This is a genomic window from Cerasicoccus sp. TK19100 (assembly GCF_027257155.1).
Lineage (GTDB): Bacteria > Verrucomicrobiota > Verrucomicrobiia > Opitutales > Cerasicoccaceae > Cerasicoccus > Cerasicoccus fimbriatus.
Genome location: NZ_JAPWDU010000004.1, coordinates 66,597 through 81,272, shown reverse-complemented (window position 1 = coordinate 81,272; position 14,676 = coordinate 66,597). Strand labels below are relative to the sequence as shown.

The 14,676-nt window shown below is 56.9% G+C and carries 12 protein-coding genes; 7 read left to right on the top strand and 5 right to left on the bottom strand.

All coding sequences use genetic code 11. The features are described 5' to 3' along the window. Positions 1 to 119: 119 nt before the first annotated feature. The 4 genes from O3S85_RS10470 to O3S85_RS10455 form a co-directional block, all read right to left on the bottom strand. A complete protein-coding gene (locus tag O3S85_RS10470; RefSeq protein WP_269540245.1) occupies positions 120 to 1,151 on the bottom strand; it encodes a sigma-70 family RNA polymerase sigma factor in 1,032 nt (343 codons plus the stop codon). A gap of 358 nt (positions 1,152 to 1,509) precedes the next feature. Next, positions 1,510 to 1,971, bottom strand: coding sequence for an SLBB domain-containing protein (locus tag O3S85_RS10465; protein ID WP_269540244.1), 462 nt, complete (start codon positions 1,969 to 1,971; stop codon positions 1,510 to 1,512). A 5-nt stretch (positions 1,972 to 1,976) separates the two neighbouring features. Next, a complete protein-coding gene (trpE, locus tag O3S85_RS10460; RefSeq protein ID WP_269540243.1) occupies positions 1,977 to 3,476 on the bottom strand; it encodes an anthranilate synthase component I in 1,500 nt (499 codons plus the stop codon). A gap of 162 nt (positions 3,477 to 3,638) precedes the next feature. Then, positions 3,639 to 4,346 carry a hypothetical protein gene (locus O3S85_RS10455; RefSeq protein ID WP_269540242.1) on the bottom strand — a complete coding sequence of 236 codons (708 nt, stop codon included), beginning with the start codon at positions 4,344 to 4,346 and terminating at the stop codon, positions 3,639 to 3,641. A 128-nt stretch (positions 4,347 to 4,474) separates the two neighbouring features. On the opposite strand from O3S85_RS10455, the gene O3S85_RS10450 reads away from it, so the two are divergent. Both O3S85_RS10450 and O3S85_RS10445 read left to right on the top strand, forming a co-directional pair. Then, positions 4,475 to 4,768 carry an Rdx family protein gene (locus O3S85_RS10450; RefSeq protein WP_269540241.1) on the top strand — a complete coding sequence of 98 codons (294 nt, stop codon included), beginning with the start codon at positions 4,475 to 4,477 and terminating at the stop codon, positions 4,766 to 4,768. A 151-nt stretch (positions 4,769 to 4,919) separates the two neighbouring features. Beyond that, complete coding sequence (locus tag O3S85_RS10445) at positions 4,920 to 6,710, top strand: leucine-rich repeat domain-containing protein (RefSeq protein ID WP_269540240.1); 1,791 nt, start codon at positions 4,920 to 4,922, stop codon at positions 6,708 to 6,710. A 333-nt stretch (positions 6,711 to 7,043) separates the two neighbouring features. Here O3S85_RS10445 and O3S85_RS10440 read toward each other — a convergent pair whose 3' ends face one another. Continuing rightward, complete coding sequence (locus O3S85_RS10440) at positions 7,044 to 7,571, bottom strand: nucleoside deaminase (protein WP_269540239.1); 528 nt, start codon at positions 7,569 to 7,571, stop codon at positions 7,044 to 7,046. A 273-nt stretch (positions 7,572 to 7,844) separates the two neighbouring features. Between O3S85_RS10440 and infA the strand changes: the two genes are divergently transcribed. The 5 genes from infA to O3S85_RS10415 all read left to right on the top strand — a co-directional run bounded on the left by infA (position 7,845) and on the right by O3S85_RS10415 (position 14,305). Beyond that, the gene (gene infA / locus O3S85_RS10435) at positions 7,845 to 8,120 is read left to right on the top strand and encodes a translation initiation factor IF-1 (protein ID WP_332107543.1); all 276 of its coding nucleotides are present in this window, start codon (positions 7,845 to 7,847) and stop codon (positions 8,118 to 8,120) included. Between the two features lie 65 nt (positions 8,121 to 8,185). Beyond that, the gene (gene cysK / locus O3S85_RS10430) at positions 8,186 to 9,136 is read left to right on the top strand and encodes a cysteine synthase A (RefSeq protein ID WP_269540238.1); all 951 of its coding nucleotides are present in this window, start codon (positions 8,186 to 8,188) and stop codon (positions 9,134 to 9,136) included. 745 nt (positions 9,137 to 9,881) lie between these two features. After that, a complete protein-coding gene (locus O3S85_RS10425; protein ID WP_269540237.1) occupies positions 9,882 to 10,859 on the top strand; it encodes an AAA family ATPase in 978 nt (325 codons plus the stop codon). A 16-nt stretch (positions 10,860 to 10,875) separates the two neighbouring features. Continuing rightward, positions 10,876 to 12,051 (top strand): DUF58 domain-containing protein, encoded by a 1,176-nt coding sequence (locus tag O3S85_RS10420; protein WP_269540236.1) that lies wholly within the window; start codon positions 10,876 to 10,878, stop codon positions 12,049 to 12,051. Then, positions 12,014 to 14,305 carry a transglutaminase TgpA family protein gene (locus O3S85_RS10415; protein ID WP_269540235.1) on the top strand — a complete coding sequence of 764 codons (2,292 nt, stop codon included), beginning with the start codon at positions 12,014 to 12,016 and terminating at the stop codon, positions 14,303 to 14,305. The genes O3S85_RS10420 and O3S85_RS10415 overlap by 38 nt, the downstream gene beginning before the upstream one ends. Positions 14,306 to 14,676 lie beyond the last annotated feature (371 nt).

Genomic DNA, 14,676 nt, shown 5'->3' with positions numbered 1-14,676 from the left:
GGTTTAATATGTAGTTTTCTGGGAGGATACAAGGCTGTAATCACCGTTTTGCAAAATATAGGGGCAAAACGGTGACAAATAGCTCTATCTGATCTTACATCGGCTGTATTTTAGGCCGCTTAATCGCCTATTTTGGCGAAAAACTCTTCAAGCACCTCAAACCGCTTGCGGGCCAAGCGTTCTTTGCGGACCTCGTCAGCGTTGCGCTGGCGCTCCTTGTCCATCATCGCACGGCGCATTTTCTGCAGGGCAATGTTCTGGAGTTGGCGCACGCGTTCGCGGGTCACGTCAAACATCGCGCCGACTTCTTCCAGGGTCAGCGGGTGGTCGCCCTTCAGGCCGAAACGCAGGCGAATGATCTCGGCTTCGCGCTCGTCGAGGGCGTCGATCATGGCGTTGACGTCGGTCATCAGGGATTTTCCGCTCAAAGTCTGGTAGGGCGTCATGGCGTTATCATCGCCGACTAACTCACCCAGCTGGGTGCCGTCGTCTTCGCCGACGGGCGCATCGAGGCTGCTTGGGCGGACGCTGACGCTCTTAAGATGCGCGACCTTGCTAGCCGGCATTTCCAGGACGAGACCGATTTCTTCATCAGTCGGCTCGCGGTCGAGCTCTTCCTGCAACTGCATGGTGGTCTTGCGAATCTTCGCAATCTTGTCCACCAGGTGGACGGGCAGGCGGATGGTCTTGGACTGGTTGGCCAGAGCGCGCTTAATGGACTGCTTGATCCACCATGCGGCATAGGTCGACAGTTTGCCGCCCTTGTCCGGGTCAAAACGTTCGACGGCCTTGATCAGGCCGATGTTGCCCTCGCTGATCAGGTCGAGCAGTGGCAGGCCGAAATTGGCGTAGTCATACGCGATCTTCACGACCAGGCGCAGATTGGCCTGAATCATTTGTTGGCGCGCCTCGTGGTCGCCCTTCATGATGCGGCGGGCTAAGGCGACTTCTTCCTCCGGCTTGAGGAGCGGTGTTTTGCCGATTTCCTGCAAATACAGCTGCAGGGGCGACTTTTCAGAATTGGGTAGCTCTTCGAATGTCTGCGGCTCAGCTACACGCGCACGGGGGCGACCGAGGTCGATAGCGGGTTGCTCATCTTCTCGTGGAACTGCTATGGTGTTCGAGGTGCTGGCTGAAATTTTTGCTATCATGGTGCTATTGGTAGTGGATTCAAACGATCGTTGGAATGCCGATTGTAAGATGTAAGTCGAACAAATGCAAACGACCTGACATATTTATCGGCATTTTTTTTCTCTGTCATAGAGACAACAGAACAATGGGCATTTGTTCCATCGGCCTGATGTCGGATTAACCCTACTATGGCAGTTCATGTGCCACGAGAGTTTAAGTCTGAGAAAACCCCTCTACAATGGGGGCTGCCGCCGATTTAGTCTGGTGCGTATTTTCAGGATTCGGGCAGGCTGCAATGCGCAGTAGCCCTGGAGTCGTGCAGGTTGCAAGGTGGCTTGAAAACTCGTTAATTGAGACTCGAATTAAGACTGGCGGCGCTCAAAGCAGTAGTCTGGAAAAATAAAGCACGTCGCCGGGCAGCAGAACGATCTGCGCCGAGCCATTGGCGATGGTGTCGATTTCAATGCGATTGCCGCCGCGGTTGATGATGGCCCTGCGCGAGGTAAATCTTGTTTCGCCGCCGGCCATTTCGATCACCTCGACGAGTGAGGCCTCATCGCCCACATAATAAATACCGGGCTCATTAATTTCGCCGAGTACCATCACATGGTCGCCCTTCTTTAATTCAAAGAGCGCATTGCGCATCTCGCGGTTCTCTTCCTGTAGCTCGGTGATGGTCGCCAAGTCTTTTTCTTCGCGCTCCTTGGCCTTGCTGAGTTCGTATTCGTAGTGGCCCTTCATGTTTGAGCAGCCCGTTGCAAGCAGGCTGAGGGCAGCCAGTAGGCATGTATAAAAATAGCGCATCGGCAACCCGACACGCCATTTGCAGGAAAGTGCCATGTGGGTTAGCTGCCGAGAAGGCGCGAAAGCGCCACGGCCTTGAGCATGCCCTTGGCTTTGTTGACGGTTTCCTCGTATTCGCTGGCGGGGACGGAGTCCGCCACCAGTCCGGCGCCGGACTGGATGTAGATCTTGCCGTCCTTGAGCAGCGCGGTGCGGATCGCGATGCAGCTGTCCAGGTTGCCATCGTAGCTGAAGTAGCCTAGCGCGCCGCCGTAAACGCCGCGTTGCTGCCCTTCGAGCTCCGAAATAATCTGCATGGCGCGAATCTTTGGCGCGCCGGAGAGGGTGCCCGCTGGGAAGGTCGCCCGCATCAGGTCAAACGGCGTCTTGTCGGCGGCGAGGTCGCCCTCCACCTGTGAGACGATGTGCATCACGTGGCTGTAGCGTTCGATGATCGCGTAATCCTCAACGTGGACTGAGCCCACTTCGCAAACGCGGCCAATGTCGTTGCGCGCCAGGTCGACGAGCATCAGGTGCTCGGCGCGTTCCTTGGCGTCGGCGAGGAGATCGGCCTCCAGTTCCTGGTCCTCGGCTTCGTTTTGGCCGCGGGGGCGCGTTCCGGCGATGGGGCGGATTTCCACGCGGCCGTTCGTGCTGCGCACGTGCACCTCTGGTGAGGCACCGACGATCGCGTAGTCGCCCGTTTCCAGGCAGAACATATACGGCGAGGGGTTGACGAAGCGCAAGGCGCGGTAGAGGTCGAGCGGCGATTGCGTGTAATCAGCCTCAAAGCGCTGCGAGCCAACGACTTGGATGACGTCACCCGCGCGGATGTATTCCTTGGTGCGCTCGACGGCGTCCTCGAAACGTTCGCGGGTAAAGTTTCCTTCTGGTACCACGATGTCGGCTGGGTCGACTTGCGCCAGCGGCATGGGTGCCAGTTGGCTGCCCTTGGAAAGAATATCGATCACGCGCTCAATCTCGGCGCACGCGGTGGCATAGACGTCCTTCGGCTCGCGACCTTCGTCCAGGCGCGCATTGCTGACGATGCGGATGATCTGCTTGGCGTGGTCGAAGGCGACGACGGTGTCGAATAGCCCATACCACATCAGCGGCATGCCGAGCACATCCTTTTCCGCGGGCGGCACGATCGGCTCGATGCGGTGGATGTATTCGTGGCCGAGGAAACCCACGGCTCCGCCGATGAAGGGCGGCAGGTCCGGGTAGGTCGGCGTCTCCCAGGGCTTGAGCTCGGTCTCGATCAACGTCAGCGGATCGCTGGGCGTCTCCACTTCGCGGCTCGAGCCGTCGCGCTCGGTGATGACAGTTTTTTCCGGCCAGCTCGTGATGACCCGGCGTGGGCTGCAGCCAACAAAGCTGTAGCGCGAGATGTGTTCACCGCCTACGATCGACTCGAACAGAAACGCGGGCGCATGGGCCCGCAGCTTCGAGTAGACCGAAACCGGCGTTTCGAAATCCGCCGTCAGGTCGGCGTGCACAGGCACGACCGCGCCCGTCTGGGCCGACGTTAGGAAATCGTTCTCGTTGGGGAATACAGTCATCGCGAAAGAGTTAACGCTGCAAACCCGCGCGCGATGGTCAATTGCTGAATGATGGCGAATCGCGAAGAGGAGATTGCGAATCGCAGAAGGCGGAAACGAACAGGTACGGTCGCTTCCAACCGTCCCTGTCTTAAACAGAAAATGCGTTCCTGGCAGCCCGCTCTAGGCTCGCTGGCGACGGCGCACGATGGCCAGGCCCGCGAGCGCCAGCCCCAAAGCCAGCGCATAATGCTGCGGCTCGGGGACGGCGGTGATCGAGGTGATGGTTGTGTTGACCAGGAGGAAATCCGGGGCGTCCGGGCCAAGGCGGTAGCGCATGCTGTAGTTCGGGCTGCCCTCCTGGCTAAAACCGTTGGCGAGTATTTCCACGGAGGGAATCGTGCTGGTCGGTTCAATCAAGGGATCCGACAGGACGAAGCTGATGCCGAGCGAGTCATTGAGCGCAGGGGCGAGCTGATAGGCGCCGATATCGGTAGGGGTGGAGGACGAACCGCTGGGCGTGATAGCCCAGAAGTCGAGCGATGCACCGGTCAGGGCGCCGATATTGCCAGCGGAGAGATTGACCTCGTAGGAGGTGACGGCGGACGCGGCGTTCTTAAAGGTGTAGCCTAGAATCGCGCCAGTGTAAGTGGTCCGTTGGCCGTCAACGGTTCCGGTGGCGGTCTCGTCGATGTCGACAAGCAAGGTGAACGTGGAGCCGGTTCCGGTCGCGGTGTAAAGGCCGAACACATCGCCAAAAGCGGTCGGCGGCGTGATGGGTTCGTCGTTGTTGTCGACGTAGCCGGAGGCGAAGCCTTCGATTTGCAGGAGGCCGGCCGATAAGGAGGCGCACCCCATCACTGTCAAAAGCATGGTGTTTCGTAGTAGCATTGTGGGGGTATGAGGGCCTATCAAGTTCGGGTCAACGTAATCAGGTCTAAAGTCTTCGCTTTAAGCGTGGCTTATGTGCGGGGCGATCAGGAGCTTGAAATGTTGGCGCTCGTAGACATCTTGATTGCATGTCCAAGCCCAAGATCCTCATTCGCTACTGCCCGAAATGCAACTGGCTGCTACGCTCTGCATGGATGACGCAGGAGCTGCTCTACACCTTTTCCGAGGACTTGCAAAGCGTGACGCTGGAGCCCTCTTGCGAGGCAGGGATGTTTGAAATCCGCTACAACGACGACCTCCTCTGGGAACGCAAACGCGACGGCGGCTTCCCGGACGTCAAGGCCCTCAAACAACGCGTCCGCGACCGCCTGGACCCGGAGCGCGATCTTGGGCATTTGGACCGGAAGTCGGGGGAAGGGTGAGCGCGGCGGGTAATTTGCCCTATCCGCAAAATGACGCTCCGGGCGTTGCAGGTAAAATATGGGTGTCGGGTAAAGCTGAGCTTGTCACCAGGCGTCGGGTGTTAATAGTGGAATAAATTTTCCTGTAATACGTCCTATTAGTTCATTGCGAATGCACAAACTCATCTTTACTATCTTTCTCGGGCTCGGATTGCCCGGCGTCCTGTTTTCCGCAGATTTATCTGACCTGACCTACGTAATCGAGGGCGACACGGTTACGATTACGGACTGCAATGAAGCGGCTACAGGCGAGTTGGTGATTCCGGCTGTAATAGATGGGAAACAGGTTACCTCTATCGGTGATGAGGCTATAAGTTACTGTCAAAGCCTGACGAGTATTAGTATTCCAGATAGCATTACTCTGTTGGGGAACGACGCATTTTCTCACTGTATTAGTCTCACAGGCATTGACATTCCCAATAGTGTTACGGCCTTGGGCGAAAGAGTATTTTTTGGATGTAGCAGCCTGAAACGCATTCATATCCCTGATAGTGTCACTTCAGTTGGGGCCAATTCATTTATCGGTTGTACTAGTTTGTCCGAAGTGACTCTTGGAAACGGGCTCACAACATTAGAATCCCATACTTTCGAATATTGCATAGGCTTAACATCGGTGAGTATCGGTAGCAGCCTAAGCACGATTGGCTTTAATGCCTTTTTTGGATGCAGTAGCCTCACTGAGTTTGAAGTTCACTCTGACAATGTGCATCTTTCAGTTTTGGATGGCGTCCTATTTAATGAAGACCTTACCAAGTTAGTGGTCTATCCGGCCGGAAAAGTCGAATCCACATACGACATTCCTGATGGTGTCACGACTATTGCTTTAAATGCATTCAGCCAATGTAATAATCTGACAACTATCAACATTCCAAGTAGTTTGATCGCTTTTGATGGTATCCCGTTTAATGTGTGCGTTAACTTGTCCGTTATAAACGTTGCCTCAGACAACGAAAGATTCGCCAGCCAACAAGGTGCACTATTCAATAAGGACAAAACTAATCTCATTCAGTATCCCATAGGAAAAGAAGAAACGAATTACACGATTCCCGGTAGCGTTGTTTCAATTAATCCTTATGCTTTTTACGCTAGTAAGAAGCTACTGACTGTAGTTATACCTGACACTGTTCTCTCCATCGGTGAAGGGGCGTTCTATTTTTGTGAAAACCTAGTGGATGTTAGCATCGGCAACGGAGTGACGACCATATCAGCCAATGCATTCAGTCTATGCTTTAATCTCGAGCGGGTGAGTTTTGGTAGCAGTATTATTTCTATCGAAGAACGCGCATTTCAACTTTGCAGAAATTTATCCGAAGTGAGGCTTCCTGACGGATTGACTACTATTGGCGCGAGGGCTTTTTACCACTGCGCTGGATTGTCCAACGTTACTTTTAGCAATAAACTTATGTCTATTGGAAGTGACGCTTTCAGCTTCTGCGACAATTTAAAAAGTGTAACTTTTGAAGGGGATGCCCCAACGAATGTCGGGTCTTTCCCGTTTGGGAGTAGCTATTTGAAATTAACCATCTACTTCTATGAGGGTAAGAGTGGCTTTTCCCCTGGCAGATGGCAGGGCTACCGGAGCGTCATGCTGCTAGACTTTGACCATGACAACTGGCCGGACGTGTTGGAAGTCGCGCTCGGGACCGACCCGAATGACGCCAGTTCGCAGTTTCGCGTATGGCTGACGACTGAGGCAGGAGCCACGCACATCCATTACGGGCCGCATTCGGATGCGTGCACGTTTGTCGTCGAGTGCACGGAGGATTTGAACGATCCGGATAGCTGGGAGCCGGTTGCGGGGCTCGGTTTTACGGGGGGTCTAACTGAGCAGGTGGCCGACTTGGGTGCCGTGAGCGGTGCGCCAAAGTTCTACCGTGTGCAGGTGAGCTACACTGCGGAGTAGGCGTATTGGGCCAAGCTGACTTGATGTATTTAAGCCTGCTCGGTTTTTTCCGAAAAGCCTTCGGGTGTGGGGCATGGGCACAGCGAGGGTTAGCTGAAATCCGGGCGGTGGTTGTGGGAAATCCACGGCTTTGTTGCTTGGACTTCGCCCCGTATGTTGTTCCTTACGTCCATGGGCGTAGGGATGCTACGTCCCGGGACGTAAATTGGCTACGTCCATGGACGTAAGGGGGCTACGTTGCGGGGCGTAACTGCCAATAGCCGGGAAGGTTTTGAGCCGACATACGGGCTGTGGCGAGTCAACAACTGGCTGGCGGTGAGGCGGAAGGGACGTTTAATTTGCCTCGGCGTCCTTCGCCTTCACGCGCTTGAGGCGAAAGTAGGCTTGGATGAGCTCGCGGCATTCTTCCTCCATGACGCCGGAGCGGACGTTGAGGCGGTGGTTGAGCGAGGGCGTGGCGTGGGCGTCGACGACGCCGCCGAGGTAGCCCATCTTGGGGTCGGCCACGGCGAAGACGACCTCTTTCAACCGGCTCATGATGCTGGCACCGGCGCACATCGGGCAGGGCTCCTTGGTCACGTAGAGTGTGCATTCGTTGAGGCGCCAGTCGCCGAGGTAGTTTGCGGCCTTGGTGATGGCGAGCATCTCGGCATGAGCGGTCGGGTCCTTGGTCTGGTCGACGCGGTTGAAGGCGTGGGCAATGGGCTCGCCGGCGTACTCGATCACGGCGCCGATGGGCGTCTCGTCGGCTTTCCAGGCGTCGATGGCCTGATTGTAGGCCAACTGCATGTAAAACTTGTCATCGCGGACGAGTTGCGAGGGATAGAGCTTTTGAAACGGGCAGGGGAGCGGCGGCCTCATGATTGCGGAATGCGGATTGCGGAGTGCGGAATTGAATGAACGCGGGGCGTGGTCATTGGGTGAATTTGCAAATGTGTTGGATATCGAGTCGATAGTTGGGCGGATTCGCGAGCTTGTCCAGTGCGGGAACACCGATAATTTCAGCCGATTGCGCAACCTGCATTCCGCAATCCGCACTGCTTAAGCCTTGACTCAGGCGCAAGGTAGGCGATTCTTGCGCCTTTCATCCGGACCCATTTTGAACTCCGGGCGGGTGATGTATTTCACAAACTTATGGCAGACGACGACGTAATTGAAGTAGAAGGTAAAGTAGTGGCTGTGCTCCCTGGCACCATGTTCCGGGTGGAGCTGCCCAACAAGCACGTCGTGCTGGCCACCATTTCTGGCAAGCTGCGCAAGCACTTTATTAAGATCACCACCGGCGATATGGTGAAGATGGAAATGTCACGCTACGACCTGAATAAGGCCCGCATTACTTTCCGTCTGCGCAACACCAACCAGCAGCGTAATGCGCCGATCCGTAGCTTTGGCCCGCGGCGGCGGCGCTAAAGGCATCTCGGCTCTTTCTGCCGACGGCCCGTTGATTTTTTTCCACCTCTAACTACAGTAATACCATGTCTCTAGCATCCTCGATCACTGCCACGATTGGAAACACCCCGCTTGTTAAGCTGAACAAGCTGACCGAAGGCCTCGAAGCCGACGTCTATGTGAAGTGCGAATTTTTCAACCCGCTCTCCAGTGTTAAAGACCGTATTGGTCTGGCTATGATCGAAGCCGCCGAGCGCGATGGTAAGCTGAAGCCGGGTGGCATGGTCGTTGAGCCGACCTCGGGTAATACCGGCATTGCCCTGGCCTTCGTTTGCGCCGCCAAGGGCTACCGCTGCCTGCTGACGATGCCGGAAACGATGTCCATGGAGCGCCGCGTGCTCCTCAAGATGCTGGGTGCCGAGCTTATTTTGACCCCCGGGCCCAAGGGCATGGGTGGCGCGATTGCCCGCGCAGCCGAGCTCGCCGAGGAATATAAGGCGTTCATGCCGCAACAATTTGAAAACCCGGCCAACCCGGAAGTCCACCGCAAGACTACGGCCGAGGAAATCTGGGCCGCGACCGAGGGTAAAATTCACGCCTTCGTCTCCGGCGTAGGCACCGGCGGCACTATTACTGGTGTTTCCGAGGTGATTAAGAGCCGCACGAGCCTTCACACTGTGGCCGTTGAGCCGGAAGCCAGCCCCGTGATCTCCGGTGGCGCTCCTGGCCCGCACAAGATTCAGGGCATTGGTGCCGGCTTCATCCCGAAGAACTGCAACACCGACATCATCGACGAGGTGATCAAGGTCAGCAACGATCAGGCCTTTGCCATGGCGCAGGAAGTCACCCTGAAGGAAGGCATTCCGGTGGGCATTTCCTCCGGCGCGAATATCTTCTCCGCCCTGGAACTGGCCAAGCGTCCGGAAATGGCTGGTAAGACGATTGTTACAGTCGCGTGCAGCTCGACCGAGCGTTACATGTCGACTCCGCTCGCCGAAAAGGCCCGTCTGGAAGTTTCGAGCGGCGCTGAACTCTAGTAATCAAACCATTCTCAGGTTTTTTCCACTTTTTTTCTTCAAGGTATTGACACGGAAGATTCAGTAACCTACCACGTCATCATTCCGTTGCAAAAACGTTAAAAATAAAGACTTTTCCCGATACCTTTTCTCGAAAGATGTGATATATTTTCAGTGTTGGTTAAATCCGACACAGAATAGTAGCAGTAGTGGTAGCTGAAGCCGTCGGTCCTCGTGGATCGGCGGCTTCTCTTTTACCTGGGCTAAATCAGCCATAGACTTTCTTTGGAATGGGCCATTTTCGGTGGCATCACTTTGGAGGAATATTGCCCCAACGGGGCTGCGCACTGAAAGCCTAGGGTTGGATTTCGCGGAGCGTGAGCCTACCCTGGGAGGATGAATTCCCACTACCGGGCTATCCCAACGGGATTGCGTAGAATGTTGTTCTGCGTAACCCCGTTGGGGTATCGATGTTATGCTATGCTGTGTCCCAGGGTAGTCGCGCTTTGCGCTCCAACCCTGGGCTATGATTGCGTAGCCCCGTTGGGGCAAGAAGGGTGGAAACAGGAATGTCTTTAAACGCGGCGAATAATTTCGCTGCCCAAGGCTCTTCTGATGGAGCGACTTGGCTTGCAATTGGGCGAGTTTGGAACATTATGGCGTTCATCGGGTTTCACCCTTAGCAACCAGCACATTTTTAACTTTTTTGTCGGCACCGCGTGAACACCGCTCATATCGAGCTGCCGACGTGATAAACTAATAAGCAATGAGTTCGACTTCGACACCGATTCCAGCCCCACGCATCCGTGAAACCCTCCAAAGGCTTTCCGGGAACATATCTCAGGTGATTCGGGGCAAAGATGAGGTGATTGACGAAGTGTTGGCCTGCCTGATCGCGGGCGGCCACGTGCTTTTGGAGGATTTGCCCGGCCTGGGGAAAACCACGCTCGCTTATTGCCTGGCGCGCTCGATCGACTGCGATTTTTCGCGCGTTCAATTTACCAGTGACCTCCTGCCCAGCGACGTGCTCGGCGTTTCGATTTACGATGAGCAGATGCGGGAGTTCGTTTTCAAGCGCGGCCCGATCTTTGCGAACATCGTTTTGGCGGACGAAATTAACCGCGCCACGCCGAAAACGCAGTCGGCGCTGCTGGAAGTGATGGACCGAGGTAAGGTCTCCGTGGACGGCTCAACCTACACCGTGGGCGCGCCGTTTATCGTATTTGCCACGCAGAATCCCGTCGACTACGAGGGCACGTTCCCACTGCCGGAGAGCCAGATGGACCGCTTCCTGATGCGCCTGCAAATGGGCTATCCGGACCGCCAGCACGAGATGGAGATTCTTCGCTCCGACCAGAGCCGCCGCAGTTACGATAGCCTGAGCATTGAGCCGGTCATCACGGCCAAGGACATTCTGGAAATCCAGGAATATGTGCCGCAGGTCTTTGTCGAAGAGAGCCTCTTCGACTACATGCTAAAATTTGTCAGCGCCACCCGCACCGAGAGCGAGTTCGAGGCAGGCGTTTCCACCCGTGGGGCCTTGGCCTTGAAATGCGCTGCGCAGGCCCGCGCGCTGATGGCCGGGCGCGCTTTCCTCGTGCCTGAGGACGTGTCCGCCGTCGTCAAGCCGGTCTTCACTCACCGCCTTGCGCTGCGCCGCCAGACGGCTGATCCGCTGGAAGAGCGCCGTGCCGTCGAGGGTATCCTGACCAAGCTTATTGATTCCATTCCGCTGCCAATCTAGCAGCGGCTTTTCGGGCATGTCCCCACAATCGACAACTGAGACGCCCATCGAAGCGCGGCCGGAATACAAGATCTCCGACTGGGCGGATACCGGGCCCAGGCGCCGTAAGCGCACGTTCAACGAGTTGCTTTGGCGGGCGATGTGGAACATCATTTTGCCGACCAAGGGTAACCCGATTGGCCTGACGCCAACGGGGTTCGTGCACATCATGGTCTCGGTGGGCCTGCTTTCGGCGGCCTATGCCTCGTCGAGTAACAACATCCTGTTCATGGCATTGTCGCTGGTGCTTTCCACGCTGATTCTCAGCGGGTTGCTCAGCTGGATGAATTTTCGCGGTGGGCGCTGGCGCCTGCTCCTGCCCGCGCACTTCCGCATGGACGAGCCCGCGCCGATCACGGTGGAGCTTTGGAACACCAAACGCCTGCTGCCAACCTGCTGCCTGTGGGTGAACATCCGCTCGCAAAAGGAGGCCAAGTGGGAGCGCCTGTATCTCGAAGAACGGCTTGATCCCGACCAACAGGCGCAGCTGGAGTGGCTGTTTACGCCGCGTGCGCGTGGGGTGGACCACATCGAGGTGTCGGGCCTGGAGTCACAGTTTCCCTTTGGCTTTTTGCGCAAGATGATGGGCATCGGCATGGAGCGGGAAATTGTCGTGACGCCGCGCCGCGTAGATTACGATTTCCGCATGCCAGTGGGCCGCCGCGGACGCCAGATGGGTGCCTTTACCCGACGCCCGGGCTCGGGGGCCGAGCTGATGAACATCCGCCGCTATCAGCGGGGTGATCCCCAGAAAATCGTCCACTGGAAGGCCACTGCGCGCACGCGCCAGTTGATGGTTCGCCAGACGGAGGAGGAGAACCGCGATGGCTACATTATCTTTGTGGAAACGCCGGATTCGATCTGGCGCGAGCCGGCGCAGTTTGAGAGATTGTGCAGCTTTGCTGCCAGCCTGGCGGAGGACCTCTTTCGCGAATCGCGCCTGGTTGGCGTGGCGATGAACGACGAGCCCCTGCTGGTCATTAAACGGCTGCACGACCTGCAATTATTCCTCGAAATGCTGGCCCGCGCGGAGCCCACGCCCGGCTACAAGTCAGCGAGCGAGCATTACGGCTCGAACCTGATCACCTTTAAACCCGGAACGAAAAACCAAGTCCATGCCTACCTCACCGGCAACCTCGCGGGTTCGGCTTAACCAAGACGAACTGCACCAGCTCAAATGGTTTTTGGGGCAATTGCTGTCCCTGATTTCCATGTGGGCGTTGTGGAGCCTGGAATCGATTCCCGGGGGGCTGATCTTTCTGTTTTTCGTCGGCATCAGTGTCGTCACGGTTATGCCGAGTCTGGTGGCGCGCATTCCCGGCGCGGTAAACAAGGCCGCAACTCCGGCGCTGATCATCATCATCGCGGTGGACTTCATCCTGCACGGGGCCAATTTCCTGGACCCGATGATCCGCATGGTCGGCTTTCTGACGCTTTACCGAAGCTTCCAGTTCCGCAAGCGGCGGGAGGACCTCCAGCTGCTGCTGCTGACCTTGTTTACGCTGATCATCGTGGGCGTGTTGCTGATCTCGCTCTCGTTCGCGGTGCAGATGCTGATCTTTACGCCGATCGCCATGGGGCAGCTGTTTTTGGTCAATTTGCTGGACTCGTCGCACGAGCGGATCCTCGACGGCGATGACTGGCAGAATTTCAGCTGGCCGCGGTTTTTAAGCCGCATGCGCCATGGTTTGGATTTCCGTTTGCTGGCCTCGGCGGGCGTGCTGTTTGCGATTGTGGTGGGCATCTCGACGGTGATCTTTATCTCGCTGCCGCGCATAAAAATGGACCAAGCCTTGCCGTTCCTGCAGTTGCAGGCCGGGGCGGGCATCGGCTTTAGTGACACCATCAGTTACGGTGATGTCAGTGAGCTGCTCAACGGCGACGACCGCCCGGCGCTGCGCGTGGAAGTGAGCGAGCCGGATAAGATCCCCACGCGGCCTTACTGGCGCATGGTCGTGCTCGACCAATACGACCCGATTGACAGCACATTCCGCGTTTCAACGGCCTCGCGGCAGTTCACCAACACCCGCTTGCAGGAAGGCTACCGCTACACCAACATGGACACGCCGCAGCGCTACCTGAGCGGAAATACCGTGGACGAAATGCGCCTCTACCTGGAGGGCAATGTGAGCAGCTACCTACCGTTGATCGGCCCCTTTGAGACGATTCGTTTTCCGCAGCGCGTTAAGTTTTTTGCGGGTGAGGACTTCAATGTGTTCGAGCTCGATTTGCCCACGGCGACCGCCTTTGGCTACTCGCTGAATAACGTGGCTTTGAGTGAGGCAATGCAGGCCAGCCAGCGTGAGGCGCGTTTGCTCAATCGCGTTTATGGTAAGCCCATGATTGTGGCCGAGCGAGGCGGCTCGATCCGTGATTTGAATTACCCGGAGACCACGGTTGCGGTCCCCGCTGAAGGCGAGAACCTGGAGTTTCTGCAAGCGGCGGTGGAGGAAATTACCGGTGGCGAAAAACTGAGCGCCATCGAGTTTAACCGCCGCGCCATCGAGTGGTTGCAAAACCATTACAGCTATGCGCTCAAGACCGGCCTGCCTCGCAACGACCGCTCGGACAATTTGGTCCACTGGATGCGCAATGCCGAGACCGGCTGGTGCGAGCATTTTTCCGGTGCCTTCATCATGCTGGCGCGCACGGCAGGCTATCCGTCGCGTGCGGTGGCGGGCTTTGCCGGTGCTTCCTGGAACGACTACGAGGACTACTTCGTGATCCGCAACCGCATGGCCCACGCGTGGGTGGAGGTGTATGATGGCAACGGGCGCTGGCTCCGTGTCGACCCGACACCGCAGGCTTCGAGCCTGTTTGGTAGTGCAGAGATGGGCTTTGAGTCGTCCATTCAGACGGAGTCCGGCTGGAGTGCGTGGCTGGACAGCGTGCGCATGGTCTGGTATCGCCGCGTGATCAACTTCGACCAAGACGACCAAGAGGAAATCGCCCACAACATCCGGGAGATGTCGGTCAGCGCGTTCAAGAATTTCCGCGACGGCCTGACGGCCAAATGGGAGGCATTTAAAAGCTGGCTCACCGAGGGCTGGAGTCTGCAAAAGATCCGCGATATCGCATTGGCGGTGTTGGCGATTTGCGCGACCCTGCTGGCGCTGCGCGGGCTGTATCTGGCCTTTATCACCTGGCGCTCGGCGCATGCCAAGGGGCAGGGGCGCACGGCCAATGACCCGATCCGCCGGAAGGCTGGCCGCGTGCTGGCGCGGTTCCGACCGGCCTACGCCAACGCGCAAAACAAGCTTAACGGGAGTGATTTGGACCCTTGGCGCGCGACCTACGAGGAGCTCCTGTTGCTGCGCTTTGGCGAAACGCCTGGTGCCCGCAGTTGGAAAAGCACGCTTAAGTCTGCACGCCGCCTGATGCGCGCCGGTGTGAAGTCTGCGAGCTAACGAGCGTCAGTGAACAGCACATGCTTCAGAGGCCTTACCGGCTTCAGCATGAACGTCTCTTGGCCTAGGGCTAACGGACATTCATATTGTATCTTGATTGCTGCAAACATTGCCCCAACGGGGCTACGCATCAATAGCCCAGGGTTAAAGCGGACCGCTTGCGGGAAGCGCTACCCTGGGAAACCGGATGCGCGGTTATCTCCCAGCCCCAACGGGGCTGCGCAAGATGTCGTTTTGCGCAATCCCGTTGGGATAGGCAATTTACGTATTCGCATTCCCAGGGTAGGCGTTCAGCCGCTCTGCGGCCTCAAGTCAACCCTGGGCTATAGTTGCGTAGCCCCGTTGGGGCAAATTTACTGAAAGTTGAATGT

Excerpts from the sequence above, each read along its gene's own strand:
- O3S85_RS10470 (WP_269540245.1), bottom strand. The coding sequence starts at position 1,151 with ATGATAGCAAAAATTTCAGCCAGCACCTCGAACACCATAGCAGTTCCA.
- O3S85_RS10465 (WP_269540244.1), bottom strand. The coding sequence starts at position 1,971 with ATGGCACTTTCCTGCAAATGGCGTGTCGGGTTGCCGATGCGCTATTTT.
- trpE (WP_269540243.1), bottom strand. The coding sequence starts at position 3,476 with ATGACTGTATTCCCCAACGAGAACGATTTCCTAACGTCGGCCCAGACG.
- O3S85_RS10455 (WP_269540242.1), bottom strand. The coding sequence starts at position 4,346 with ATGCTACTACGAAACACCATGCTTTTGACAGTGATGGGGTGCGCCTCC.
- O3S85_RS10450 (WP_269540241.1), top strand. The coding sequence starts at position 4,475 with ATGTCCAAGCCCAAGATCCTCATTCGCTACTGCCCGAAATGCAACTGG.
- O3S85_RS10445 (WP_269540240.1), top strand. The coding sequence starts at position 4,920 with ATGCACAAACTCATCTTTACTATCTTTCTCGGGCTCGGATTGCCCGGC.
- O3S85_RS10440 (WP_269540239.1), bottom strand. The coding sequence starts at position 7,571 with ATGAGGCCGCCGCTCCCCTGCCCGTTTCAAAAGCTCTATCCCTCGCAA.
- infA (WP_332107543.1), top strand. The coding sequence starts at position 7,845 with ATGGCAGACGACGACGTAATTGAAGTAGAAGGTAAAGTAGTGGCTGTG.
- cysK (WP_269540238.1), top strand. The coding sequence starts at position 8,186 with ATGTCTCTAGCATCCTCGATCACTGCCACGATTGGAAACACCCCGCTT.
- O3S85_RS10425 (WP_269540237.1), top strand. The coding sequence starts at position 9,882 with ATGAGTTCGACTTCGACACCGATTCCAGCCCCACGCATCCGTGAAACC.
- O3S85_RS10420 (WP_269540236.1), top strand. The coding sequence starts at position 10,876 with ATGTCCCCACAATCGACAACTGAGACGCCCATCGAAGCGCGGCCGGAA.
- O3S85_RS10415 (WP_269540235.1), top strand. The coding sequence starts at position 12,014 with ATGCCTACCTCACCGGCAACCTCGCGGGTTCGGCTTAACCAAGACGAA.